Genomic DNA, 24,492 nt, shown 5'->3' with positions numbered 1-24,492 from the left:
CGAACACCATGGTCGTGACCGTCCCGTCGTTCGCGATCGGTCTCTCGGGGATCCCGCTGGCCGGGACGATGGAAGCGGTCGTCGAATCGGCGACCGGATGGCCCGGGATGGGTATCATCTTCGTGTACTCGTTTCTGATCGCGTTCATACTGCCGGGGCCAAGCGAGGTCGTCCTCGCGGCGCCGATCGATCTCGGCCTGTCGCGGTGGGCCCGCCTCGGGAGCATCATGCTCGTCAGCGCGACCGGGAAGGCCATCGGCAGCGTGTTCGCGTTCCACATCGGCCAGGAGGTCAAACGGGCCGGGCCGATCGTCCGGTGGTTGCGCCGCTCCCGGTGGGACGTCATGCAGTGGTCCGAAAAGCGGTCGGTCCAGCTCGCACAGCGGTACGGGTACGGCGGCCTCGCGATCGCGCTGTCGGTTCCGTTCTTCCCCGATACGATCTCGATTTACGCCTTCGCCGTGCTCGAACGTGACTACGTCCGGTTCGCCGCGGCGACGTTCCTCGGGAGCCTCGGCCGGCTCGTCGTCACGATCGGCCTCGTGGGTGGGCTGTTCGTCGTGTTCTGAAGCGGGCTGACGTAACCGTTTGTGGATACACCCTTTCTCCGGAAAACGGCCGAGCGGTTCGAATGCGGTAGCTTGCACCGCTTGTATCGAAGTGTCGGTTTTTGCTCCGGTCGTCGATAACCACTATTGGTTACATGGATTGCGGAAGGTATATTTGTTATCAGTTCGACGGTGTATCTATGTCGATACAACGCCGACGGTTCATCGCGGCGATAGGTGCAGGGACACTGGCGAGCGCTGCCGGATGTGCACAGGCCGGAGGGAACGGCGACGGAACCGACGGCGGATCCGACGGCGAAGACGGCGGCGGGGCGGACAGCGGGAGTGCCAACCAGCCGGACGTGGCCGGCGAAAGGCTGACGCTCACGACGACGACGAGTACCTACGACACCGGGTTGCTCGATGCGATTCACCCCGACTTCGAGGAGATGTACGGCGTGACCGTCGACGCGGTCGCCCAGGGGACCGGGGCGGCCCTGGAGACCGCCCGCAACGGGGACTCGGACATCGTGATGGTCCACGCCCGCGGCCTCGAAGACGAGTTCATGCACAACGGCTACGGGATCAACCGCCGCGATCTCATGTTCAACGACTTCGTCATCGTCGGGCCGACGGACGATCCGGCTGGGATCGAGGGGACGGAGTCCGCGACCGAGGCGCTCGGCACCATAGCCGAGGCGGGGGCGCCGTTCGTCTCGCGGGGGGACAACTCCGGAACCCACACCAAGGAGCTGAACCTGTGGGAGGCCGCCGGAACCGAACCGGGCGGCGAGTGGTATCAGGAGATCGGCGGCGGGATGGGCGAGGCGCTGAACAACGCCAACCAGCAGGGCGCCTACACGCTCTCGGACCGGGGGACCTTCATTTCACAGCGCTCGGAGATCGACCTCACCGTCCTCGTGGAAGGCCCCATCGAGGGCGGCCCGGAGATCCTCTCGAACCCCTACGGAGTCATGGCGGTCAACCCCGGCGTCCACGAGAACGCCAACTACGATCTGGCGATGGCCTACATCGGGTGGATCACCAGCCCCGGAGCCCAGGAAGCCATCGCGGAGTACCGGGCGAACGGCGAACAGCTGTTCTTCCCCGAGGCCGTCTCGGAGGATCCGAACTTCCAGCAGTACGTCCCCGAGGGGTGGAGTAGCGGCTCCACCGACGAGTAAGCGTGCCACTGGAACCACTCACAGAGCTGCTGTTGGCCGTCTTCGACTCCCCGTTCAGGGAGGGCTACGTTCCGAGTATCATCTACGTCTCGCTGTACGTGAGTCTCACCGCCGTGACGCTGAGTACGCTGTTCAGCGTCCCGGTCGCCGTCGTGTTGGGCTTTAACGACTTCTTCGGCAAGCGGTTCGTGAAGTCGGTTATCAACACGGGGATGGGATTTCCCAGCGTGGTCGTCGGGCTCGTGGTCCTTTTCGCCGTTTCGAACCAGGGGCCGCTCGGGTCCCTGGAGCTCGTCTTCACCAGGGAGGCGATGATCATCTCGCAGTTCGTGCTAGCGACGCCGCCGATCACGGCGATCAGCCTCGCGGCGATCACCGGCGTCGACGAGAACGTCCGCGGTGCGGCCCACGTTCTCGGCGGGACGCGGCTCGACGTGGCGCTGGTCGTCCTCAAGGAAGCGCGATACGGGATCGCGACGGCGATCCTGGCCGGGTTCGGCCGCGCCATCAGCGAGGTGGGGTCGGTCCTGATCGTCGGCGGCAACATCACCGGCTCGGACGGGATCTCGAAGACCCGGACGCTGACGACCGCCATCCAGCTCGAAGCCCGCCAGGGGCGATACGAGACGGCGATGGTACTGGGGGCGATCCTGGTCGTGCTCGTGTTGGCAGTCAACGCCGTCGTCGTTCGCTTCGGCGATCGGGGGGTGCAACGCTGATGCTTCGAGCGACCGACGTCTCACAGTCCTACAGGGACGAATCGGTGTTCCGGGAGCTTTCCATCGGGATCGACGCGGGTGAGGTCGTCGCCGTCATCGGACCGTCGGGGGTCGGGAAGACGACGCTGCTGCGAACGCTCGCCCTGTCTCTCGAGCCGGACGGCGGGGCCGTCACCTTCGACGGCGCGGACGCATGGACCCTCGAGGAAGCCGAACGGCTCTCGCTGCGGCGACGGGTCGGGATGGTGTTTCAGGAGGCGAGCCTCTTCGACGCCTCGGTCGCCCGGAACGTCGAATACGGGCTCCGTATTCGCCGGTCGTGGTCCGAGCGGCTCCGTGAGGGACTCCGCTCGACCGTGCGCCCGGACGGGACCAACGAGGCCGTCCGCGAATCCCTCGATGTCGTCGGGCTGACCGACAAAACGAACCAGCATGTAGCGTCGCTGTCCGGTGGTGAAGCCCAGCGGGTCTCCTTCGCCCGGGCGTTGGCGTACGATCCGGACGTCCTGCTGCTCGACGAGCCGACGTCCGATCTGGACCCGCGAAACACCGCCGTGATCGAGGAGGCGATCGCCGAGGCCCGGGATCGGGGGATCGGGGTCGTCGTGGCCACACACGATATGCACCAGGCGGAGCGCGTCGCGGATCGGGCCGCAGTGTTGCTCGGGGACAGCATCACGGAGATCGGTCCGACCGAGGAGATCTTCGAGCACCCCTCGAACGAGCGCACCCGGAAATTTATTTCGGGCGAGTTGGTATACTGACCGGACACGTGCCCGCGAACCATCCACGCGACCGTTCCCACCGATGACGCTCGAAAAAGGCTTCGAACCCCATCTCGCGATCGGCGAGACGACCGTCACCGGCCGGGATATCGAGATGCTCCGTGCGATCGACCGGTTCGGGTCGATGCACGAGGCGGCGAACGAACTGGGGCGATCGTATCCGCACCTCCAGCGGCGCGTGGTCGAACTCGAGGAGGCGATCGGTCAGCTAACGGAGCGGGTTCGGGGGGGCGAAGGCGGGGGCGGCACGCAACTGACGCCCGACGCGCTCGGTCTCATCCGGCAGTTCGAACGGTTGCGGGTCGAACTCTCGGGCGTGACGACGGTTCCCGAATCGGTCATCTCCGGAACAGTCACGGAGCGGTCGGGGGAACTGGCGACCGTTCGTACGGCCGCCGGAGAGATGACGGCCCGCGTCCCGACGCGGGCGGAGGACGTAGAGATCGCCGTGCGAGCCGACGCCGTTGTCCTTATCGAACCCCGATCGCCGGCACACGACCGGACGAGCATCCGCAATCAGATCCCGGGGGTCGTCACCGGGGTCGCGATCGACGACGCGATCGCCACCGTGACCGTCGAGATCGACGACGGCGTAATGATCGAGTCGGTTGTAACCGAAGAGAGCGTGGACCGACTCGGTATCACGGAAGGGACGGACGTGGTCGCCGCGTTCAAAACGACGGCCGCGAGGGCGATCACGGCCGACCCGTAGCAGCCTCCGTTCGCCGGTTCGACCGGTCGGGATCCGACGGTATCATCACGAACGCCGGATCGGCGGTCGCACGATCCGGGCCCGACGCCCGCCGGCGGTCGTCGCGGACGAAGAACGGGACCGCCCTCTGGATACCGGCTTGCTCCGGGAGCCGCCGCGCTCGCTTCGGGCGGTTCGGAGTCGGTTTTGTATCGTCGTTACTGGTTTACGGTCGTTCTGACGGTTTCGAACGTCCCCTCCGCCAGCTCCGTTGTGAGCGTCTCTTCGCCGACATCCGGGGTTTCCTGCGGATATTTCTGGCTGAAGTGTCCGAGCAGGTTCTCGACGTCCCTGGCCAGCAACTCGCGGCTGTTCTCGTGGTCGGTCGGGACGGCCTGCGGCCAATCGAAAACGGTCACCCCGTCGCTGGCGACGAAGACGTTGTACTCGCTCATATCGGCGTGCACGTAGCCAGCCCGGTAGGCCGCCGCCATCTCCTCTAAGACGAGATCGAGGGCGCCGACGACCTGCTCGGGATCGAGTTTCGCCCGGGAGAGTTCGACCCCATCGATCCGCTCCATGACGACCGCGTGGCGGTTCTGGTCGACCGGACGGGGGACCGAGACGTCGGGATACAGCGCCTCGAGTGCGTCGTACTCGCGTTCGGCGGCCTTTCGAGCGGTGTAGAGCCACGACCGGTGTTCCTTGTCGGCGGTGTACTCCCGTTCCTTCTGGACCGCCCGGAAGTTCGTATACCCCTCGCGGTGGTATTTGAGCGCGAGCGGCTGAAACGAGCGGGCCTCGTAGACGTCGCTTTCCTTGCCGACGCCGAGCGGTGCGCCGACGCCGTCGATCGTCTCCCGCTCGGCGAAGGTCCGCAACGCGAGCGCGTCGTACCCCTCGAAGGTGAGCCGGTAGCCGGTGTACTGGATCGTCTTCCGCTCGAGGAGTTCGCGGTCCATACAGCGGTCGATCCGGTAGTCGATCTCTCCCGGATCGAGCCGGGAGAACTCCGGGAGCTTCCCCTCGGCCACCCAATCCGAAAAGCGCATCCCGTGTTCGATCCCCGAGAGTAGATGGAAGTCCCCCTCCTCCAACTCGGCCATCCGCGTGGCGACGTTCTGTACCATCTCGGCGGTTCTAGTGGCCCCACAGGCAAAAACGCCCCGTGTACGGCCGGAAATAAAATAAACCGTATAGCGCGATATCAAATCAGGTCTGCCCCCGGAGGTACCATCTTTTAGGGGACGATCCCCGAGACCCCTCTAATGGCACACGTCGAGAACATCCGTATCTACCCGGTCAAAGGACTGGATCCGACGGCAATCGAGTCGGTTACTGTCTCCGGCGCCGGGACGCTGAAGGGCGATCGGAAATACGCGATGGTCGGTTCGGACGGGGAGACGCTCAACGGGAAACAGATCGACGACATCAACGAGATTACCTCGCGGTTCGACCCGGAGACGGACGTTCTCACCGTACGCGAGGCCGATACGACGCGCCGGTTCGATCTCACCACGGAGCGGGACGAGGCCAGCGAGTGGTTCAGCGATTTCGCCGGCGAACCGATCGAGTTGCGCCGCCGCGAGCCGCCCGCCTTCGTCGACCGCCCGGCGCTCGGTCCCTCGGTCATCAGCACCGGAACCCTCGAGGAGATCGCCTCGTGGTTCGAGGGGATGACGGCCGACGGCGCGCGCCGGCGGCTCCGCCCCAACGTCGAGGTCGGCGGCGTCCCCGCCTTCTGGGAGGACCGGTTCCTCGGCGACGATCCGTCCGGGTTCGAGATCGACGGGATCCGCCTCGAGGGAGCCGAAGCCTGCGGGCGCTGTGTCGTTCCCACACGCGATCCGGATACCGGCGAACCGATCGAGGAGTTCCGACAGCGATTCATCGAACGACGCAGAGAAACCCTCCCGGAGTGGATCGACGAGGACGCGTTCGAACATCTCTATACCGTGATGGTTATCACGTCGATCCCCGAGCCAGATCGCGGTGAAACGCTCCGTGTCGACGACGAGATCGACAGTGAATAGTCACGACGCAGGGTGGTGCTGGGACGGTCGGGACACCGATCTTACCGGCGCAGAAACGACGGGAGATCGAGATGCTCGGGGAGGTCCGCCGCCGGGCCGGACGTCCCCTCCCTCGAGAGCAGATCGGGGAGCCCCGCCGGGAGGTCCGCCCCGTCGGTCGTCCCGGGATCCAGCGTCGTCTCGACGAGCCGGTCCCAGATCTCCTCGTCGTCCCCGACGGTCGCCTCGAGTTCGAGCGCCTCCGCCCGCCCCTCCTCGTAGGCGAGTTCGACGATGCTCCGGTCGTAGGTGTCCGGCGAGCGCTCTTTGAGTCGCTCGTAGGCCCCGTCGTCGGGGTCGCCACAGACCGACGCGACGCCGAGCGCGTAGGCCCGCCTGAGTACCTCCTCTGTGGTGTACTCTTCCCGTTCGTCGAAGTATCGGTCGTACATCGTCATCTCTCGGTTCGCTTCGTCCCGACCGAGACCCCGCTATCGTCGAACGAGAGGTCGTGGATGTCGGTATCGATCGCCGTCCCGCGCATCTTCAGCACCTGGATCCCCCGCTGCATCCCGCCGTCCTCGAGGAAGTTATGCAGGAAGACGACCCCGTGGGCGAGGTAGTGTTCGTCGGCGTAGGCGGTCGGGTCGGTCATCTCCGAGATCAACACGACGGTCGCGTCGGTGCGCTTCAGCGAGGTCAGAAACTGTATGGTGTTGCTCTCGGCGTCCGCGAGGAAGTGATCCAGAAGCATCGTCGAATCGATGACGACCCGATCGATCCCGTTGGAATCGATGAACCCGGTAAGCCGGTTGACGAGACTCGAGGCGTCCCGGTGTTTCCCGGGGGGCCGAAAGAGCCGTTTCCCCTCCGAGGAGAACACGTCGACGAACGTCAGCCGGTCGGTCTCGATCGCCCGGTCGAACCCGAACTCGTAGCCCGACATGTCCTCGACGATGTCGGCGCGCGATTCGTGCATGCTCACGAACAGACAGTTCTCGCCCTGTCGGGCCCCCTCGACCAGAAACTGCGTGGATATCGTCGTCTTCCCGCTCCCGGGCGGACCGGAAAGCACGTAGAGACGGCCCGCGGGCAACCCACCCCCAACGAGCGGATCCAGACCGGAGACGCCGCTTGAAACTCGCATACGTAGTACAGGGTAAATATCGTATATAATAGCTCACTCCGACTCAGCGTTCAATTCTGCCGGCGTCGGTCGCCGGATCCCGGAACACAGTTGGCCGACGAACACCGAGAGACGGTCGAATGATACGCGACGTCCTCGAAGCGGTGCGGCAACCGGAGCATACCGGCGAGAACCGGTGCCCGCCGTGTACCGTGGTGAACGTGCTTCTCGCGGCCGCTCTCGGGGCGCTGGTTTCGCGGCGGTCGAAACCGGCCGGCGCGGCCGTCACCGTCGTCTCGATCGGGCTGATCTACCTCCGGGGGTATCTGGTCCCGGGGACGCCCGAACTGACGAAGCGGTACCTCCCGCCGTCGGTACTGCGGTGGTTCGGGAAGGAGCCGGATCCCGGCCTCGCGGTCGGAGTCGACGCCGAACCTGCCGCGAACGGCGAACGTCGGTCGGGACCGACCGCCGGGGACGACGGCGGAGCGGCGACGGTTCCGGAGGACCTCGAGACGTACTTCCTGGAGGCCGGGATCCTCGAACCGCGCGAAAGCGACGGAGACCTCCAGCTCACCGGGGCGTTCGAGGCCGAGTGGATCGACGCGATCGATTCGGTCCTCGAGTCGGGGGTCGATACCGGGGCGGTCGTCGGGGCGTTCGGGTTCGAGGACGGTCCGGCGGCGTTCGACCTCGAAGAGAAGGGAAACGGCGCCTACGCGCTCCAGTACGGAAGCGAAAGCGACGAGGGCCGCAGGCGCAACGCCGGGACGTGGCCGTCCTACGCCGCGTTGGTCGCCGACATCGCCGCGAGCAGGCGGCTCGGATCGTGGCTCGAAGACTGGGACGCCTACGGGCCGGAGGCGAAGGGACGGCTCCCCGGGGGGCTCCGGATGTTCCTGGAGACGTGTCCGACCGCCGAGGGTGGCGTCGAGCTGACAGAGGAGACGGTGACCTCTTGCTGTAGCTCCGAGACGGTCGTCGCCGTCGTCTGTGAGGAGACGGGCGATCGGCTCTTCGAGCACCCGCTTCCCGACTGACCGTGCTCCCATCGAAGCGACGGCCGACGAGCGAGCGTTTTTAGAGGACTGCCCGCACACCAATAGGCGTGCGACTCGAAAACACCTACATCGGCGTCGACGGGGTCGGCGAGACGACCGAACGGAAGCTGTGGGAGTCCGGCGCACTGACCTGGTCGGAGTTCGATCCGACGCTGTGTGGCTCGCGGACCGCCGACCGGATCGGGTCGTTCATCGATCGCGCCCGCCCGCGGCTGGCCGAGGGCGATTCGACGTTCTTCGAGCGGGCGCTACCGAAAAGCGAACGCTGGCGGCTCTACGAGAACTTCAGCGAAGCGGCGTGTTTCTTCGACATCGAGACGACCGGACTGGACCGCGACCGCGACGCGGTCACCTGCGTGAGCTTCCATCAAGGTGGCCGGACGGAGACGCTCGTCCGCGGCGATGACCTGACCCGGGAGAACCTCCGGGAGCTACTGGACGTGCCCCTGCTCGTCACGTTCAACGGCGCCCGGTTCGACGTCCCGTTCCTCGAGTCGTCGTTTGATCTCGACGTCGATTCGCCGCATCTCGACCTGATGTACCCCTGCCGGCGCGTCGGCCTGACGGGCGGGCTGAAGGCCATCGAACCCGAGGTGGGCGTCAAACGCGACCGCCCGGACATCTCCGGGGAGGACGCCGTCCGGCTGTGGCGCGAACACGAACGCGGCGTCGACGGCGCCCTCGAGACGCTCGTCTCGTACAACCGCGAGGACGCGGTCAACCTGCGGACGGTCGCCGAGGGGACCGTCGAACGGCTCGATCGGAAGCTTTTGCCCTGACGTTCTCGGCCGTGGCCGTTCGGCGTTCACAGTCGGGGGACGCGCCGCGAAAGTCAGCGTGTACAGTCGATCCGCAACCGCTTTTATTCCCCCGCCGACACCGCACGTATGGACTGGCGGCTCATCCCCGAAGAACGGATCGGCGGCCCGACCGCGATGGCGCTCGACGAAGTCGCCGCCGAGGCGGTCGCCGAGGGGGGTCCGGCGACGGTACGGCTCTACCGGTGGACCCCGAGCACCGTTTCGCTCGGCTACGGCAACGACGCCGACATCGTCGACTGGAGGTACTGTGCCGAACACGCTATCGACGTCACCAGACGGCAGACCGGCGGCGGCGCGATCTACCACGACGGGTTCGGCGACGTGGCCTACTCGATCGTCGCCCCCGCCTCGGAGTTCCCGGGCGACGTCACCGAGTGTTACCGACAGCTCCTAAAACCCGTCTTCGAGGCCTTCGAGGCCGTCGGCACCGAGGTCGGGTTCGCCGACGCCGAATCCGGGACGCTGTGGGGCCCGCTGTGTTACCTGCTCGGGCTCGACCCCGCCCACGACCTCGTGGGCCCCGACGGCCGGAAGATCGCCGGTAACGCCCAGTACCGGACCAGCGAGGCGATCGTCCAACATGGATCTTTGACGTTCGAGTCCGATCCCGCCGCCCATCTGGGGCCGTTCGTCGATCCGCCGGTCTCGACGGCCGAGTTCGCCGATCGGGTATGCGGCCTCACGGACATCACGGCGGGAACGCTCGATCGATCGACGTTCGTCGATCGTCTGACCGACGCCCTCGCCGGGTGGGCTGACGCCGAGCGCGGGTCCTGGAGCGATTCGGAGCGCGAACGCGCAGAGGAGCTCGTCGCCGAGAAGTACGGCCACGACCGGTGGGTGCGCTCCCGGACGGATCCGACCGGCTGAGCCGCCGCCCCGGGCGAGTGTCGCGATCCGACGCCCCTATGTGCCGTCTGCCCCGAGAGAGCGTATGCTCCGGATCGGCGCACATACCTCCATCGCGGGGGGCGTCTACAACGCAGTCGAAGAGCAACTCGAGTACGACGGCAACTGCGGGCAGATCTTCACCCACTCGCCGCAGGTCTGGCAGGAGCCGAACATCGACGACGAGGAGGCCGAGCGGTTCCGCGAGCGCTCGGCCGAAGGCGGCGTCGAACCGTGGGTCATCCACAGTTCGTACCTTGTGAACCTCTGTACGCCGAAGGAGGGCCTCCGGGAGAAGTCGATCGCCTCGATGCAGGCCGAACTCGACGCCGCGTCGAAACTCGATATCCCCTACGTCAACGTCCACCTCGGCGCACACACGGGCGCGGGCGTCGAAGGGGGCCTCGACAACGCCGCCTCGGCGCTCGATGAACTCGACGTTCCCGACGGCGTCAGCGTACTCGTCGAATCTGACGCCGGCGGCGGGACGAAACTCGGCAGCACGTTCGAGGAGCTGGCGGGCGTGTTGGATCGCTGTTCGCTGGACCTGGACGTCTGTCTCGATACGGCACACATGTTCGCCGCCGGCTACGACCTCTCGACGCCCGAGGGCGTCGACGGGACGTTCGATACCTTCGATTCGGTCGTCGGGCTGGAACACCTCGAGTGTGTCCATCTCAACGACTCGAAACACGGGTGTGGAACGAACAAAGACGAACACGCCCACGTCGGCGAGGGGCTGATCGGCGAAGCGGGGATGCGCGCGTTCATAAACCACGACGCGGTGGCGGAGGTTCCCCTCGTCCTCGAGACGCCGACCGAGGACGGCAAGTCCTACGGGTGGAACGTCGAGCGGGTCCGGGAGCTTCACGGGGCGTAGACGCGGCGCGCCCGGCGGGGAACCGAACCGCGCTTTTTAACCCCTGATCCGCCCACGGGGGAGACGTACGCGAGGATGTCCGACGGGAACGACGAACGCGGAGGCTCGATCGTGCCGTGGCGGTCGGCGACGTTGCACGTCATCCTCGCGAGTTCGCTCATGGGCGTGATGGGCGTCTCGCTCATCAGCCCCCTGCTGCCGTCCCTCCGGGGCGTATTCGGCGTCTCCGACGCCCAGATCGGGCTCGTCATCACCGTCTATACCCTCCCGGGCGTGTTTCTGACGCCCTTTATCGGACTGGTCGCCGACCGGATCGGCCGGCGGCGGGTCATCATCCCGCTTTTGTTCGTTTTCGGGATCGGCGGGGCCGGCATCGCCGTCGCACACAGCTTCCGGGCGGTACTCGCTCTCCGGTTCCTCCAGGGCATCGGCGCGAGCGCGCTCGTCACACTCGCAGTGACGCTGATCGGCGACGTCTACGAGGGCGCGCGCCGCAACGCCGTCATGGGCGTCAACTCGAGTACGATCGGGACCGGGGCGGCGCTGTACCCGCTGATCGGCGGCGCCCTGGCGAGCGTCCGGTGGAACCTCCCGTTTCTGTTCTTCGGGATCGGTATTGTCGTCGCACTGGTCGCCCTGGTCGCCCTCCCGGAACCGGAGGGGACCGAGCCGGACGACATCCGGACGTACCTCAGCGGGCTCTCCGACGTGGTGACCAGCCCGGAGGCGCTCGCGATTTTTGCGGCAATATTTATCGTCTTCTTCGTCTTCTATGGCGCGGTCCAGACCGCGCTGCCGTTGCTTTTGACCGACGAGTTCGGCCTCTCCTCGGGAGGGATCGGCCTCACGCTCTCTATGGTCTCGCTCGCGAGCGCCGTCGTCTCCTCGCAGTACGGTCGGATCTCCCAGTGGCGGAGCGCGCCCGAACTGATCGCGCTCGGCTTTCTCGCCTACGGGTGTAGTTTGCTGGGCGTCCGGCTGGCGCCGTCGCCGCTTTTCGTCGGCGCCTCGCTTTTGATCTTCGGCGTCGGCTTCGGGCTCGTGATGCCGTCGATCGATACCGCCATCGTGACCGCCGTCCCCGATCGGCTCCGGGCCGGCATGATGGGGATGCGGACCAGCGTCCTCCGGCTCGGCCAGACGGCCGGGCCGATCGCCTTTACCTTCCTCGCCGAGACCTTCTTTCCGACGCCGTCGACCGGATATCGGCTCCTCCTCGTCGTCTGTGGCGTCGTAATCCTCGCGGCCGGGGCGGTCGGGTATCCGTTGCTCCGGCGCTGACAGTCCCCCGAGAGGGCGGAGGGCTTTTGAGCGGTACCGCCCAAGGGCCGCCGATGCGGGAGTTCGATGCCGACTACTTGCGGGAAACCCGCCGGGGGATGTGGGAGGACGGCCGGGCGGCGCTTTCGGGGCTCGGACTCGAGTCGTGCGATCGCGTCCTCGATGTGGGCTGTGGCGAGGGCGCGCTGACCCGGGTGCTCCGCGAGGAGTCCCCCGGCGAGGTCGTCGGCTGCGACCGGGACGCCCGCCTTTTGACCGAACTCGAAGGGCCGACCGTCCGGGGCGACGCCTACCGGCTGCCCTTCGCGGACGACAGTTTCGATCTCGTTGTCTGTCAGGCGCTTTTGATCAACCTCCCAGATCCCGGGCGGGCGATCGAGGAGTTCGCCCGCGTGAGCCGCGATCGGGTCGCCTGCATCGAACCCGACAACGGCGCGGTCACGGTCGAATCGAGCGTCGAGTCCGAGGGCCGGCTCGCGGAGACGGCCCGACGCCGGTATCTCGAGGGGGTCGACACGGACGTCGCGTTGGGTGCCGACGCCGCCGGGCTGCTCCGTGAGGCCGGGCTCGCTGGGGTAACGACGGCCCGGTACGAGCAACGGCTCGCGATCGAGCCGCCCTACACCGACACCGACGTGACGGCAGTCGGCCGGAAGGCAAGCGGCGCGGGGCTCCGCGATCGGCGGGAGACGATGGCGGGTAGCGAGGAGGCGCTCGATTCGCTGCGCGCCGCCTGGCGCGAGATGGGCCGGGAGGCGCTCGCACAGCTCAAACAGGGCGAGTACCGCCGCACGGAGACCGTCCCCTTTTATATCGTCGTCGGGCGGCTGTAGCCGTCGCCTCGGCGGTCACTCGACGCGGTCGAACCCGAGCGGTCCGAGGTCGATCCCCACGACGAGATCGGCGGCTCGATCGTAGGGCGACCCGTCGTCTCCCCCCGTTTCGGGTCGAACGCGTCCGGCCGACTCGTAGACGCGATCGAGGAACGCCTCCCGTGCGAGCCGGTTCTCGAAGAGCCCATGCAGGTAGGTCCCGAGGACGTCGCCGGCGGCGGCGCCGTCGTCCCCGAAGGGTCGCTCGACGGCCTCGAGGAGGATGCTGTCGCCCATGTGGATCTCGTAACCCGAGACGATTCCCTCGGCGCCGGTGAGGGGGCCACAGCCGTCCAGTCGTCGCTCCACCGGCTCGACGGTCTTGTCGGGACTAAAGCGGGTCTCGATCGGCAACAGCCCGACGCCCGGAACGGTCCCGGTGTCGCCCGTCCCCTCGATTTCGGCGTTTTCTAGCCGTTCGCCGAGCAACTGGTAGCCGCCGCACAGCCCGACGATCGGGCCCGCAAAATCCCGGAGCCGTCCGTACAGTCCCCCCTCCCGGGCCGCGATCGCGTCGTCGACGGTGTTTTTCGTGCCGGTGAGGACGACGGCGTCGGCCGAAAGCGGCGAATCGAGGGGGACGAACCGAACCCTGACGCCGGGAATCCGGGCGAGCGGTTCGACGTCGGTGACGTTCGACGCCCTCGGGAACCGTGGAACCGCGATCGTGACGGCGTTCCGCTCGTCGACGCCGTCGTCGCCGATCGTCGCCGCGGCGTCGAGGGCGGGCAACGAGACGCTGTCCTCCTCCGGCAACCCGGGATCGTCGTACGGGAGTACTCCCAGTATCGGTACACCGGTTCGGTCTTCGAACGCCTCCAGCCCCGGTTCGAGGATCGATCGGTCGCCCCGGAACTTCGTGATGACCGCGCCGACGACGCGCTCGCGGACGTCGGCGGGCAGGAGCTCGAGCGTTCCGACGAGGGCGGCGAAGACGCCGCCGCGTTCGATATCGGCGACCAGAAGGACGTCGGCGTCGGCGAAACGGGCCGTCTCGAGGTTCGCCAGGTCCCGATCGTGGAGGTTGATCTCGGCGATCGAGCCGGCACCCTCGGCGACGACGACGTCGTGGGCCGCCGCCAGCCGTCCGTGGGCCCTCCGGGCGGTCTCGCGGGCGCGCTCCCAGTGGTCGTCGTAGTACGCGCCGGATTCGAAGTGACCGACCGCCTCGCCGTCGAGGACGAGCTGTGACTCGCCGTCGCCACGGGGCTTCAACAGGACGGGGTTGTGGTCCGTCGTCGCCGCGATCCCGGCGGCGTTGGCCTGGACGTACTGTGAGACGCCGATTTCGCCGAACCCCTCGCCGTCGGCTCGGGCGACCGCACGCGCGTTGTTGGACATGTTCTGGGCCTTGAACGGGGCGACGTCGACCCCGCGGTCGGCGAGGTACCGACAGAGTCCGGCGGCGACCGTCGACTTCCCGACGTGGCTCGCCGTCCCGGCGACGAGGACCGTCTCGGCGCGTGGCACATCGTTTCTGAGGATGGCAGAGACATACGGCTTACGCCCTCGGGGACGTGACGCTCGGGCATCCGACCGGCGCGAGACGTACGAGCGTGTTTACAGACAACAATCATTATTATACACGACACTGTCGGTTAGGACACGATGTCAGACGAAGAGACACAACTGGAAGCCCGACTCGAAGAACAGGACTCCTTCGAGCCGCCGGCGTCGTTCGTCGAGGGGGCGAACGTCTCGGATCCGGCGATCTACGACGAGTTCGAGGAGAACTGGCCCGAGTGCTGGGAGCGGGCCGCCGACCTGCTGGAGTGGGACGAGCCCTACGACGAGGTCCTCGTCGACGACGACGAGCCGTTCTACGAGTGGTTCACGGGCGGGAAGCTGAACGCCTCGGCGAACTGTCTCGACAGACATCTCGACGATCGCGGCGAGGAACTCGCGATCCAGTGGGAGGGCGAACTCGGCGAGACCCGGGAGTTCACCTACGAGGAACTCCACCGCGAGGTGAACGAGTTCGCGGCGGTACTGCGGGACCTCGGCGTCGAGGAGGACGACGTCGTGACGATGTACATGCCGATGATCCCCGAGTTGCCGATCGCGATGCTCGCGTGTGCCCGCATCGGCGCGCCACACTCCGTCGTCTTCGCGGGCTTTTCTGCCGACGCCCTGGCGACCCGGATGAACTCGGCCGATTCCGAGTACCTCGTCACCTGCGACGGCTACTACCGCCGGGGCGACCCGCTGGATCACCTCTCGAAGGCCAACGAGGGACTCGAGGACGCCGAACGGGAGACGACGACGGTCGTGGTCGACCGGCTCGGCGACGACCTCGATCACGAACTGGGCGAGAACCAGCACGATTACGACGATCTCGTCGCCGAACAGGCGGGCGCCGTGGTCGAGCCGGTCGTCCGCGACGCCGAGGACATGCTGTTTCTCATGTACACCTCGGGGACGACGGGCGAACCGAAGGGTGTCAAACACACCACCGGGGGCTATCTCTCCTATGCCGCCTGGACCTCACACGCAGTGCTCGACGTCAAGCCCGACGACACCTACTGGTGTGCGGCCGATATCGGCTGGATCACCGGCCACAGCTACATCGTCTACGGCCCGCTCGCGCTGGGGACGACCAGCGTTATGTACGAGGGAACGCCGGATTACCCGGAGAAGGACCGCCTCTGGGAGATCGTCGAAGACTACGGCGTCAACCAGTTGTACACCGCCCCGACCGCGATCCGGGCGTTCATGAAGTGGGGCTCGGAGTACCCCGAACGGCACGATCTCTCCAGTCTGCGGCTGCTCGGTACCGTCGGCGAACCGATCAACCCGAAGGCCTGGAAGTGGTATTACAAACACATCGGCAACGAGGCGTGTCCGATCGTCGACACCTGGTGGCAGACCGAGACCGGCGGCATGATGATTACGACGCTGCCGGCGATCGGCGAGATGAAGCCCGGGTCGGCGGGGCCACCGCTGCCCGGTATCAGCGCCAAACTCGTCGACGAGACCGGCGAGGAGGTCGCTCCCGGAGAGGCCGGCTACGTCGTCGTCGACAGGCCCTGGCCCGGCATGCTCCGGACGCTGTACAGAAACGACGAACGGTTCATCGACGAGTACTGGTCGGCCTACTCCGACGAGGAGGAAGACGAATGGGTGTACTTCCCCGAGGACGGCGCGAAGATCGACGATGACGGCTACATCACCATCCTCGGCCGGGTCGACGACGTGATCAACGTCTCGGGTCACCGGCTCGGGACGATGGAGATCGAGTCGGCGGTCGTCGGCGTCGAGGGCGTCGCCGAAGCCGCCACGGTCGGCGGCGACCACGAGATGAAAGGCGAGGCGGTCTACGTTTACGCCATCCTCGAGGACGGCTACGAGCCCGGCGAGGAGATGGAGCAGGCGATCATCGAGGGCGTCGAGGAGGCGATCGGCCCGATCGCCCGCCCCGAGAAGGTCGTCTTCACGTCGGAACTACCCAAAACCCGCTCCGGGAAGATCATGCGCCGGCTGTTGGAGGACATCGCCAACGACGAGGAACTCGGCGACACAAGCACGCTCAGAAACCCCGACGTCGTCGAAGATATCCAGGGGAAGGTCTCCGGCGACTGACCGCCGCCGCTTCGGCCGTCTAGTACTCTGTTCCCTTCCGCGCGCGCTGGCCGGCATCGATCGGGTGTTTCTCTTTTCGGACGTTCGTGACGAGGTCGGCCGCCTCCATGAGATACCCGGGGCGGCTGTGGCTCCCCGACAACACGAGTTCCAGGGATTCGGGTTTGTCCTCGATCAACTCGAGGACCGCCCCGGAGTCGACGAGCCCCCGGTCGGCGGCATAGAGGATTTCGTCGAGAACGAGCATGTGAACCCCGTCGTCCGGATCGCCGTCGAGATCGAACGGCGTCGTCAGATCGGCCGCGTCTGCCGCCTCGACGAGTTCTTTAGCGCGCTCGAAGCCCGCCCGTGCTTCGGCCTCGTGGTCGCGCTCTTCGGTCCCGTCGTTCATCGCGTGCCAGCCGTAGTGACCGAGGTTCTCGTAGCTCAGACCGGGCAAGGCGGCGATGGCGTTGTACTCCCCGCGAACGTCCTCGACGCTGTCGGCGCCGCCTTTCATGAACTGCAGGACGTGGACCCGAAAGCCGTGGCCCGCCGCCCGGAAGGCCATCCCCAGCGTCGCAGTCGTCTTTCCTTTGCCGTCGCCCCACCACACCTGCGTCAGGCCGAACGATTCGGGCGCGGCCGGTTCGATCTCGCGGGGTTCGGGCGTTCGCCCCCGCCCCGGCGTGTCGCGGTCACTCATCGCCCGGAACGTAGGGGGCCGTCCGTATAGCTCCTTTCGCCGGCGCGGCGCCGACCGACCGGGCGACGACGGTGACCGTCGCGGCCGTCGGCCGCGACCTCGACGTGACCGTCAACGGGGTGTGAGCGGGCCGCGAGCCCCGTCACTCGGCGAGTGCCGCCCCAAAGTCGTCGATCGGGACGACCGAGTAATCCACAGACAGGATATCGCTCGTCGCCCGGACCTTCCCGACGAACGTCGAGATCTCCTCGAGAGTTCCCTCGAGGGTGAAAAGCTCCATACAGTAGTGGTCGCCGACGTGGTTGTGAATGTTCGAGACGACCAGCCCCTCGTGGTCGTGTCGGATGCTCATCATCCGCTCTTCGGCGCTTGAGGTCTCGTGATCGAAGACGACGGTGACGACGCCCATCAGGTCCCGGCCCTCCAGTTTCCGGTCCTCGAACTCGCCCAGCAGGTTCCGGGAGGCTTCACGGACGACCTCGCTGCGGCCCGTGTAGCCGTGTTCCTCGGCGAACTCGTCGAGGCGGTCCAGAAGTGAGTCGGGCATCGAGACGCTGACGACGGTCATATATTAACTGAACCACGCTCAAATATTAAGGATTACGTATAACCCGGGGCGTCGGTACGATCCGGGCCCGACAGCACGGGGGTCCCCCGGACTTATTTTCCGAGAGCGAGATAACGCCGGCATGAGTACCCCACCGGAGCCGTCCGTCCGGAAGTCGGCCGCCGCCGTCCGCGAGGGGCGCCGTTCGGCACTCGGTCTCGTCGAGGCGGTGCTGGACCGGATCGAAGCGACCGCCGACCTGAACGCCTTTATTACAGTTCTCGGCGACGAGGCGCGCGAGCAGGCCCGAAAGATCGACGCCGCCGTCGTCCGCAGCGAGGATCCCGGCCCACTGTGTGGCGTCCCGGTCGCGATCAAGGACCTCCGGAACCGAAAGCGGGGCGTCAGACACACGCTCGGACTCGAACAGCTCTCGGAGAACATCGCGGACTCGGATTCGATCGGTGTCGAGCGGCTGGAGGCGGCCGGCGCCGTGATCGTCGGGACCACGAGCACGCCGGCGCTCGGACACACGATCAGAACGGAGAACCGCCTCGTCGGGGCGACCCCGACGCCGTTCGACCGGGAGCGTTCGGCGGGCGGGTCGTCGGGCGGATCGGCGGCGGCGCTTTCGGCCGGGAGCGTCCGCCTGGCGACCGGGTCGGACATCGGCGGCTCGCTGCGTGTCCCGGCCGCCTGCTGTAACGTCGTCGGGCTGAAGCCGACGCTCGGCGTCGTTCCCGAACGCGATCCGTCCGACGGGTTCAGCGCCCACACCCCGTTTCTGGTGAGCGGCCCGATGGCCCGGAGCGCCGCGGACACCGCCCTCCTTTTGGACGTCCTCGCCGGGCCGGACGGCCGGGATCCCCACAGCGTCCCCGAAACCGACGCCGACTACGCCGGAGCGATAGACCGGCCCGCCGGGGAGCTTTCGGTCGCTTACAGCCCGAACCTGGATCTACAGCCCGTCGCCCCCGAGGTTCGCGAGACGGTCGGGGCGGCCGTCGACGATCTGGCAGCCGCCGGTTCGAGAGTCGATCCGACCGGGGTCTCGCTGCCGCCCTACGAGGAACTCTCGATGGCGTACGTCACGCAGGTCGGCGCGTTCTTCGGCGCCTTCGCCGACCGGATCGCCGAGGGATACGGCCTCGATTTCGGGGCCGCCGATCTGGAGCCGACCGTCCGGGCGACGATCGATCTGGCGGAGGGGATCGAGGCGACCGACGAACGGAGCCGGAACGTTCCCCGGACCGCCGCCTACGACGGGATCGAAGCGGCCCTCTCCGGTCACGACGCTTTGATTACGCCGACGCTGACCGTCCCGCCGTACGGCAAGCACCTCGGGGATCCCTTCCCGACGGAGATCGACGGCGAGACCGTCCGCGGCGTCCCGACAGACGCCATGCTGACGTGGGTGTTCAACCTGACCGGCCACCCCGCGGCGTCGGTCCCGGCGGGCGTTACCGACGATGGGCTTCCGGTGGGGCTACAGGTCGTCGGCGGTCGGTACGCCGAAGCGGACGTACTGGCCGTCGCGGCGGCGCTCGAGGAAGCCCGGCCGTGGGCCGGCCGGTATCCGGACCCGTAGCTTTCCCGGCTGTGAGCGAACCACGCCGAGGCTGACCCGTTAGAGCGGTGGCGAGGCGAAGCCAACGTTCACGATGCCGGGATCACGACAGTGACGACGTTGCCGTCATCGTATTCGAACGTCAGCGTGCCGTTGAGGGCGGTCACGCACCACTGTACGAGCCACAGCCCGACCCCGGTTCCGTGCTGCAGCGGCGTCTCGTCGCCCGCCCGAATGGAGTCGATCTCGATGTCGGGGATCCGTTCGTTGTCGTCCCGGACCTCGAAGGCGGTCCCCTCCGAGCCGTTTTCGGTCTCACGGACGCGGACGGTCACGCCCGGGTCGGGTCGGGACGTATGAACGACCGCGTTCTCGACGAGGTTCGAGAGGATCAACGAGAGGAGTTCCGGATCGGTCCGAACGCGTGGATCGGACATTCCGATCTCGACGGCGATGTCGGCGTCAGGGTGGTCCGCGGCCATCCCGGCCCTGATCTCCTCGAGGGACTCCCGAACCGAAACCGCCACCGTTCGCCGCTCGCGTTCCTGGATGCGATCGAACTTCTTTGCTTTGTTGGCGATGGACAACAACCGCTGTCCAGAATCGACGATCGCCCCGGTTTGCTTTTCGAGGGTCGGGTCACCGGCGCTGGATTGGATCGATTTCGCGTGTCCCCTGATCACGGTCATCTCGTTCCGGAGGTTGTGTCTGAGAACGTGGTTGAACACGGCGAGTTGCTGTTTTCGCTGTCGCTCCTCGGTGACGTCGTACAGGACGATCACGCCGCCGACCGATTCAGCCCGGGGGTCGGTCAGCGGCGTGTACGAGACCGCAAACACCCCGCCGTCGCTCCCCGACACGTCGATCTCGCCGGTCGATCGCATCCCGTCGAGCCCCGTACCGGTGAGACGGGCGAGCGGGACGGGCAGCGCGTCGCTCTCGTCGACCCCGAACAGTTCCCTCGCCCGACCGTTGAGATGGACGATCCGCTCTTCGGTGTCAACCGTGAGCATCGGATCTCTGAGCGCGTTGCTGGCGCTCCGCTCGGCGGCTCGCCGCGTCACCGGGTTCGTTTCGAACATATGGGTGCCGACGAATGCGTACGCGTCGAGTGCGACGTGTGGCAACAGAAACAGCGGCGCGAGGTTGAGCGCCGGCCACGGACCGACCCCCGCGAGCCAGACCAACAGCGCGACCGTCGGCGGAGCGGTGCTGAGCGCGACGGCGACCGCTTCCCGCCGATAGAGCGGGCCGTACGAGAGGATCGTCTCGAGCATCAACAACACACCGACGCCGGCCGTAGCCAGCGTGATCCCGACGGCGACGTAGCCCCAGGGTCGGATCGTGTACAGCACCGTCGCCAGATCGAGGACGGGAGCGAGGCGGAACCCGCGCCACAGCAGGTCATGGAAGGGATGGGTCAACGCCAGAAGGGTCGTGCCGACCGGTGACACGAACAGTAACCGGAACCAGTTCGAACGGACGGCTTCGCCTCTACCGGTGTACTCGAGGGCGAACCCCAAAAAGAGCGGGCCGATCCAGGCCAGTCCGATCCAGACGAACGCCTCGGCGAACGCCCGCCACGCCGGATCGAAGAGCAGGAGTCCACCACCGTAGGCGAACGCGGGCACCGCCTGGATCGCGAGGGTAGCCATGAACCAGGTCGCGCCGGCGTCCCCGCGGTACCGGGAGAGATACTGAACCAAAGCAAGGCTCCCGACGCCGGCGGCCAGCGAGCCTAGCACGATGGTCCACCCGTATAATCCGGTCAAGAGTGTCCGGAGAATGGACAATTGCGATAATAATGGTTTGGTTTCGGGGAGATACCGGCCGGCCCACCGTTCGCGTCCCTACTGGACGAGGAACTCGATGGCTGCGCCCTGTCCGAACCCGACACACTCGGTCGCGAGCCCGCGGTCTGCATCCCGTTTGTGCATCTCGTGGATCAGGGTGACGGGGAGCCGCGCGCCGGTCGCTCCCAGCGGGTGGCCGATAGCGATCGCCCCGCCGTTGACGTTGTAGATGTCGTTGTCGAAGCCCAGTTCGTCCCGACAGTAGACACACTGGGAAGCGAAGGCCTCGTTGAGTTCGACCAGATCGTAATCGTCGACACCGGTCCCCGAACGCTCGAAGAGTTGCCGGCATGCCGGGACCGGGCCGATCCCCATCACTTCCGGCTCGACGCCGGCGACGGCGTTGTTGCCGACCTCGGCGATCTCCTCGAAGCCGTGTTCGTCGGCGAACGAGCGGGAGGTGATCAACAGCGCGGCGGCGCCGTCGGTCCGCTGGGAGGCGTTGCCGGCGGTGACCGTCCCGTCGGATTTGAAGACGGTCGGGAGTTCCGCGAGTTTCTCGGCGGTCGTGCCGGGTCGGAGCCCCTCGTCGTCGGTGACAGTGATCGACTCGCCGTCCTCGTTGTGGCCCTCGATCGGGACGATCTCGTCGTCGAAGCGGCCCGCCTCGGTCGCCGCGACCGAGCGCTGTTGGGACTGGGCGGCGTACTCGTCCTGCATCCCGCGGGTCACGTCGTATCGCTCGGCGACTGTCTCGGCGGTCATCCCCATCCGTAGATCCGCGATGTTGTGGTATTCGTCGAGTCCGGGGTGGATCTCGTCGTTTTCGCCCATCTGGACCCGGGACATCGACTCGACGCCGCCGGCGATGATACACTCCCGCTGGCCGGCGCGGATCGCGTCCGCCGCGTTGATGATCGCCTCCGCCGAGGAGGCACACCAGCGGTTGATCGTCGACGCCGGCGTGGCCTCGCCCAGCCCGGACATCAGCGCGATCACGCGGGCCATGTTGTTGCCCTGCTCGCTCCGCTGCTGGGCACAGCCCCACTTGAGGTCGTCGACGTCCCCGCCGGTCAGGTCGGTCTCCTCGAGGATCCGATCGATGAGCGGGATCGACAGGTCCTCGGGGCGGACGTCGGCGAAGACGCCGCCCTCCTTGCCGAGGGGGGTTCGGTACGCTTTCACGACGACCGGTGTGTCAGTGCTCATGTACCTCAGCTTGACCCCCCATCACGTTAAAACTGTCACTATAACGACCGTCCCATGTAAATCGAAAAGCGGCTTCGGACGTTAGCTGTTAATCCTACGCCAGAAAGACGTGTCGTGGCCGGTCGGCCAGGACCTCCCGACCCCACTCGACGGTCTCGCGGAACGCCTCCGAGCGGAAAAACTCCATGGCGTCCTCCCGGTCGCGCCACTGGCTGGCGATGAACATGTCGTTTTCGTCGGTCTCGTTGGTCATGAGAGCCGTCTCGAGGTGGCCGTCCATCTCCTCGAGGATCCCCCCGACCTCTCCGAAGGTTTCGACGAAGTCCTCGCGGTGTGCCGGCTTGACGGTGTAGAACATCCCCATCGTGCCGAAGCCGCTTTCCTCGCCGGCGCGGGCGACGATCCCCGGCAGTTCCGAGAGATACCCGCCCGCGGTGTCGGCGGCGTCTTTCGTCTCCCAGATCGAGACGATCGCCGAGCGACCGCCGCCGTGTTCGTCGGCGTAGACGGCTGATTTGACGTGGGTATCGTAGTGGTCGAACCGTTCACCGAGGTCGCTCAGTTCCGACCGGAGCCGATCGGGGTCGGCCTCCGAGTACAACACCAACGCGTAGACGTCCTCGCCGTGGGGTGTGCCGGCGTAGATATCGAGATCCTCGAGTTGCCCGCGGATATCGCCGTCCTCGTCGGTGCCGTGCGTTTCCGTGTCAGTGCTGTCGGCGCTGTCGGCGCTGTCGGTCTCGAACGCCGCCCCGGTCCCGCTTCCGACGCCGGGGAGGTCGGCCAGAAACCCCGAGGCGGTGTTCGCGGCCCGCTCGTTTCGCCACAGCGAGACGACGGCCGTCTCGCCTGAATCGGCCCGCACCGCCGTCAGAACGTGGGTATCGTAGTGGTCGAAGTTCCCCCGGAGCCCCTCGACGGCCTCGTTGAGCTCCTCGGCGTCGGCGTCCGAGCGAAACAGGAGGCCGTAGCCGGCCTCGGGGTACTCCTCGAGATCGACGCCGAACTGCCCGAGCCGGGCCGAAAGCGTCCCGGCGTCGATCTCCTCGTGGTCGGGGCCGCCTGTGTCGGGGCGGCCGCCGGATCCGGAACCGGAACCTGAGCCCTCGTCCGTCCCGCCGGGGTGGCGTTCGTCCTCGGCTCGGTCAGTCCCGGATTCACCCGTCCCGGTATCCGGGCCCTCTGTCGGTACGGTCTCCCCGGCGAAGACAGCCGGCAGATCCGCCGGCGGGAACCGCCGGCCGACGTAGAAGGTGCCGAACTCGGCGAACTTCGACGAGGAGGGATCGAACCGCATCTCATAGAGCAGGTGCTTGATATCGGTCGGATCGTCAGCGAAGAGCGTCACCCCCCACTCGTGGTCGTCCAGACCGACGCTGCCGGAGATGATCTGGCTGACCTTCCCGGCGTACTCGCGGCCGATATCGCCGTGGGCGGACATGAGTTCGCTCCGTTCCTCGAAGGGCAGATCGTACCAGTTGTACTCCGGATCGCGGCGTTTGTCCATCGGGTAGAAACAGACGTGTTCGGCGTCGGGGATCTCCGGGTAGATGCGCTGTTTCATGTAGTTTCGCATCCCCGCGTCCTCGATGTCCTCGATCCCGTCGGCGAGCTCCTCGTGCATGTACCCCGAGACCTCGGTCACGGAGACGTACGAGGAGGCCCGCTCGGTGAACTCGGCGAGCGCGGTCGATTCGAACCGGCGCTCGGCCCGGTCGAGGTCCTCGAGCGTCGGTCGCAAGTGAAGCACCATGAGATCCGCCTTGTGACCGACGACGGTGAAAGCCGCCGAGCCGCCTTCCTCGCTGTCGGTCACCTCGACGTGGGCCCGCAAGTACTCGATGCCCTCCTCGAGGGCCCGCTCGCGTTCCCGTTCCGTGGCGTCGCGCCAGGCATCCCAGTCGATCCGGCGGAGGTCGTGGAGAGCGTACCAGCCCTCCTCCGTCCCCGGTGGTCGTCGCTGTTGCATACTGAAACCGTTCGGCCGCCCGAGTAATGTCGCTTTTGTGTCCGCGCTCCCGGCCGGAGTCGCCACGACGCGGATCCCGACCGGCGGCGGACCGCGCCCGTACGGATACGGCTCGTGACGATAATAAGCCATTAGAGAACATTATAAAAGCTCTAAGCGTCATTTGAAGCGTTGTTAAACGAACAGGGCGCCGTTTCGCTCGCCCTAAAGCGTGCGAACGTTCCCGAATCGACGCGAAGGCTCTGGGGTTTATATAGGGGTACGGACCCATGGCT

23 protein-coding genes are annotated in these 24,492 nt (G+C 66.7%); 14 read left to right on the top strand and 9 right to left on the bottom strand.

Going from position 1 to position 24,492, the window contains the following annotated elements; genetic code table 11:
• The first annotated feature begins 8 nt into the window (after positions 1-8).
• The 5 genes from KM295_RS05020 (at position 9) to KM295_RS05000 (ending at position 3,948) form a co-directional block, all read left to right on the top strand.
• Positions 9-569 carry a YqaA family protein gene (locus tag KM295_RS05020; protein ID WP_256028792.1) on the top strand — a complete coding sequence of 187 codons (561 nt, stop codon included), beginning with the start codon at positions 9-11 and terminating at the stop codon, positions 567-569.
• Between the two features lie 179 nt (positions 570-748).
• Entirely contained in the window at positions 749-1,732 is a 984-nt protein-coding gene (locus KM295_RS05015) for an ABC transporter substrate-binding protein (protein ID WP_256028791.1), read from the top strand.
• Positions 1,733-1,734: 2 nt separating this feature from the next.
• A complete protein-coding gene (locus KM295_RS05010; RefSeq protein WP_256028790.1) occupies positions 1,735-2,451 on the top strand; it encodes an ABC transporter permease in 717 nt (238 codons plus the stop codon).
• Entirely contained in the window at positions 2,451-3,215 is a 765-nt protein-coding gene (locus tag KM295_RS05005) for an ABC transporter ATP-binding protein (RefSeq protein WP_256028789.1), read from the top strand. Before KM295_RS05010 ends, KM295_RS05005 begins: the two co-directional genes overlap by 1 nt.
• Positions 3,216-3,258: 43 nt before the next feature.
• Positions 3,259-3,948 carry a TOBE domain-containing protein gene (locus KM295_RS05000; RefSeq protein WP_256028788.1) on the top strand — a complete coding sequence of 230 codons (690 nt, stop codon included), beginning with the start codon at positions 3,259-3,261 and terminating at the stop codon, positions 3,946-3,948.
• A gap of 197 nt (positions 3,949-4,145) precedes the next feature.
• Here KM295_RS05000 and KM295_RS04995 read toward each other — a convergent pair whose 3' ends face one another.
• The gene (locus tag KM295_RS04995) at positions 4,146-5,057 is read right to left on the bottom strand and encodes a serine/threonine-protein kinase RIO2 (protein WP_256028787.1); all 912 of its coding nucleotides are present in this window, start codon (positions 5,055-5,057) and stop codon (positions 4,146-4,148) included.
• 138 nt (positions 5,058-5,195) lie between these two features.
• On the opposite strand from KM295_RS04995, the gene KM295_RS04990 reads away from it, so the two are divergent.
• Positions 5,196-5,960, top strand: a complete 765-nt coding sequence (locus tag KM295_RS04990) for an MOSC domain-containing protein (protein ID WP_256028786.1) — start codon at positions 5,196-5,198, stop codon at positions 5,958-5,960.
• Between the two features lie 41 nt (positions 5,961-6,001).
• Here KM295_RS04990 and KM295_RS04985 read toward each other — a convergent pair whose 3' ends face one another.
• Both KM295_RS04985 and KM295_RS04980 read right to left on the bottom strand, forming a co-directional pair.
• Positions 6,002-6,391: a DUF8057 family protein gene (locus tag KM295_RS04985; RefSeq protein WP_256028785.1), complete on the bottom strand. Its 390-nt coding sequence runs from the start codon at positions 6,389-6,391 to the stop codon at positions 6,002-6,004.
• A 2-nt stretch (positions 6,392-6,393) separates the two neighbouring features.
• The gene (locus KM295_RS04980) at positions 6,394-7,086 is read right to left on the bottom strand and encodes an RAD55 family ATPase (RefSeq protein WP_256028784.1); all 693 of its coding nucleotides are present in this window, start codon (positions 7,084-7,086) and stop codon (positions 6,394-6,396) included.
• 119 nt (positions 7,087-7,205) lie between these two features.
• Between KM295_RS04980 and KM295_RS04975 the strand changes: the two genes are divergently transcribed.
• The 6 genes from KM295_RS04975 (at position 7,206) to KM295_RS04950 (ending at position 12,829) form a co-directional block, all read left to right on the top strand.
• Complete coding sequence (locus tag KM295_RS04975; protein ID WP_256028783.1) at positions 7,206-8,105, top strand: DUF8054 domain-containing protein; 900 nt, start codon at positions 7,206-7,208, stop codon at positions 8,103-8,105.
• A 68-nt stretch (positions 8,106-8,173) separates the two neighbouring features.
• Positions 8,174-8,905, top strand: coding sequence for a ribonuclease H-like domain-containing protein (locus tag KM295_RS04970; RefSeq protein WP_256028782.1), 732 nt, complete (start codon positions 8,174-8,176; stop codon positions 8,903-8,905).
• Between the two features lie 108 nt (positions 8,906-9,013).
• The gene (locus KM295_RS04965; RefSeq protein ID WP_256028781.1) at positions 9,014-9,817 is read left to right on the top strand and encodes a lipoate--protein ligase family protein; all 804 of its coding nucleotides are present in this window, start codon (positions 9,014-9,016) and stop codon (positions 9,815-9,817) included.
• 64 nt (positions 9,818-9,881) lie between these two features.
• On the top strand, positions 9,882-10,715 hold the full coding sequence (locus tag KM295_RS04960) for a deoxyribonuclease IV (protein ID WP_256028780.1): 834 nt from the start codon (positions 9,882-9,884) through the stop codon (positions 10,713-10,715).
• A gap of 75 nt (positions 10,716-10,790) precedes the next feature.
• A complete protein-coding gene (locus KM295_RS04955; RefSeq protein ID WP_256028779.1) occupies positions 10,791-11,996 on the top strand; it encodes an MFS transporter in 1,206 nt (401 codons plus the stop codon).
• 53 nt (positions 11,997-12,049) lie between these two features.
• On the top strand, positions 12,050-12,829 hold the full coding sequence (locus KM295_RS04950) for a class I SAM-dependent methyltransferase (RefSeq protein WP_256028778.1): 780 nt from the start codon (positions 12,050-12,052) through the stop codon (positions 12,827-12,829).
• A gap of 15 nt (positions 12,830-12,844) precedes the next feature.
• Here the strand turns inward: KM295_RS04950 and KM295_RS04945 are convergent, their stop codons facing one another.
• Positions 12,845-14,338 carry a cobyric acid synthase gene (locus KM295_RS04945; RefSeq protein ID WP_256028777.1) on the bottom strand — a complete coding sequence of 498 codons (1,494 nt, stop codon included), beginning with the start codon at positions 14,336-14,338 and terminating at the stop codon, positions 12,845-12,847.
• Positions 14,339-14,476: 138 nt separating this feature from the next.
• Here KM295_RS04945 and acs point away from each other — a divergent pair, with 138 nt between their 5' ends.
• Positions 14,477-16,447 (top strand): acetate--CoA ligase, encoded by a 1,971-nt coding sequence (gene acs, locus KM295_RS04940; RefSeq protein WP_256028776.1) that lies wholly within the window; start codon positions 14,477-14,479, stop codon positions 16,445-16,447.
• A 19-nt stretch (positions 16,448-16,466) separates the two neighbouring features.
• On the opposite strand, the gene KM295_RS04935 is transcribed toward acs, so the two are convergent.
• Together KM295_RS04935 and nikR are read right to left on the bottom strand one after the other, a co-directional pair.
• On the bottom strand, positions 16,467-17,132 hold the full coding sequence (locus tag KM295_RS04935) for a cob(I)yrinic acid a,c-diamide adenosyltransferase (RefSeq protein ID WP_256028775.1): 666 nt from the start codon (positions 17,130-17,132) through the stop codon (positions 16,467-16,469).
• Between the two features lie 142 nt (positions 17,133-17,274).
• Positions 17,275-17,700 (bottom strand): nickel-responsive transcriptional regulator NikR, encoded by a 426-nt coding sequence (gene nikR / locus KM295_RS04930; protein WP_256028774.1) that lies wholly within the window; start codon positions 17,698-17,700, stop codon positions 17,275-17,277.
• A 121-nt stretch (positions 17,701-17,821) separates the two neighbouring features.
• Here nikR and KM295_RS04925 point away from each other — a divergent pair, with 121 nt between their 5' ends.
• On the top strand, positions 17,822-19,267 hold the full coding sequence (locus KM295_RS04925; RefSeq protein WP_256028773.1) for an amidase: 1,446 nt from the start codon (positions 17,822-17,824) through the stop codon (positions 19,265-19,267).
• A gap of 68 nt (positions 19,268-19,335) precedes the next feature.
• On the opposite strand, the gene KM295_RS04920 is transcribed toward KM295_RS04925, so the two are convergent.
• The 3 genes from KM295_RS04920 to KM295_RS04910 all read right to left on the bottom strand — a co-directional run bounded on the left by KM295_RS04920 (position 19,336) and on the right by KM295_RS04910 (position 24,217).
• Positions 19,336-20,991, bottom strand: coding sequence for a histidine kinase N-terminal 7TM domain-containing protein (locus KM295_RS04920; protein ID WP_256028772.1), 1,656 nt, complete (start codon positions 20,989-20,991; stop codon positions 19,336-19,338).
• Between the two features lie 105 nt (positions 20,992-21,096).
• A complete protein-coding gene (locus KM295_RS04915; protein WP_256028771.1) occupies positions 21,097-22,248 on the bottom strand; it encodes a thiolase family protein in 1,152 nt (383 codons plus the stop codon).
• Positions 22,249-22,342: 94 nt separating this feature from the next.
• Positions 22,343-24,217, bottom strand: a complete 1,875-nt coding sequence (locus tag KM295_RS04910) for a heme-binding protein (protein WP_256028770.1) — start codon at positions 24,215-24,217, stop codon at positions 22,343-22,345.
• Positions 24,218-24,492 lie beyond the last annotated feature (275 nt).

This window comes from Natronomonas aquatica, assembly GCF_024449025.1.
Lineage (GTDB): Archaea > Halobacteriota > Halobacteria > Halobacteriales > Haloarculaceae > Natronomonas > Natronomonas aquatica.
This window is presented reverse-complemented; position numbering and strand designations above follow the sequence as displayed.

Bases quoted from the DNA above. Each gene is read 5' to 3' on its own strand.
- KM295_RS05020 (WP_256028792.1), top strand. From the start codon at position 9: ATGGTCGTGACCGTCCCGTCGTTCGCGATCGGTCTCTCGGGGATCCCG.
- KM295_RS05015 (WP_256028791.1), top strand. From the start codon at position 749: ATGTCGATACAACGCCGACGGTTCATCGCGGCGATAGGTGCAGGGACA.
- KM295_RS05005 (WP_256028789.1), top strand. From the start codon at position 2,451: ATGCTTCGAGCGACCGACGTCTCACAGTCCTACAGGGACGAATCGGTG.
- KM295_RS05000 (WP_256028788.1), top strand. From the start codon at position 3,259: ATGACGCTCGAAAAAGGCTTCGAACCCCATCTCGCGATCGGCGAGACG.
- KM295_RS04995 (WP_256028787.1), bottom strand. From the start codon at position 5,057: ATGGTACAGAACGTCGCCACGCGGATGGCCGAGTTGGAGGAGGGGGAC.
- KM295_RS04990 (WP_256028786.1), top strand. From the start codon at position 5,196: ATGGCACACGTCGAGAACATCCGTATCTACCCGGTCAAAGGACTGGAT.
- KM295_RS04985 (WP_256028785.1), bottom strand. From the start codon at position 6,391: ATGTACGACCGATACTTCGACGAACGGGAAGAGTACACCACAGAGGAG.
- KM295_RS04980 (WP_256028784.1), bottom strand. From the start codon at position 7,086: ATGCGAGTTTCAAGCGGCGTCTCCGGTCTGGATCCGCTCGTTGGGGGT.
- KM295_RS04975 (WP_256028783.1), top strand. From the start codon at position 7,206: ATGATACGCGACGTCCTCGAAGCGGTGCGGCAACCGGAGCATACCGGC.
- KM295_RS04965 (WP_256028781.1), top strand. From the start codon at position 9,014: ATGGACTGGCGGCTCATCCCCGAAGAACGGATCGGCGGCCCGACCGCG.
- KM295_RS04960 (WP_256028780.1), top strand. From the start codon at position 9,882: ATGCTCCGGATCGGCGCACATACCTCCATCGCGGGGGGCGTCTACAAC.
- KM295_RS04955 (WP_256028779.1), top strand. From the start codon at position 10,791: ATGTCCGACGGGAACGACGAACGCGGAGGCTCGATCGTGCCGTGGCGG.
- KM295_RS04950 (WP_256028778.1), top strand. From the start codon at position 12,050: ATGCGGGAGTTCGATGCCGACTACTTGCGGGAAACCCGCCGGGGGATG.
- acs (WP_256028776.1), top strand. From the start codon at position 14,477: ATGTCAGACGAAGAGACACAACTGGAAGCCCGACTCGAAGAACAGGAC.
- KM295_RS04935 (WP_256028775.1), bottom strand. From the start codon at position 17,132: ATGAGTGACCGCGACACGCCGGGGCGGGGGCGAACGCCCGAACCCCGC.
- nikR (WP_256028774.1), bottom strand. From the start codon at position 17,700: ATGACCGTCGTCAGCGTCTCGATGCCCGACTCACTTCTGGACCGCCTC.
- KM295_RS04925 (WP_256028773.1), top strand. From the start codon at position 17,822: ATGAGTACCCCACCGGAGCCGTCCGTCCGGAAGTCGGCCGCCGCCGTC.
- KM295_RS04915 (WP_256028771.1), bottom strand. From the start codon at position 22,248: ATGAGCACTGACACACCGGTCGTCGTGAAAGCGTACCGAACCCCCCTC.
- KM295_RS04910 (WP_256028770.1), bottom strand. From the start codon at position 24,217: ATGCAACAGCGACGACCACCGGGGACGGAGGAGGGCTGGTACGCTCTC.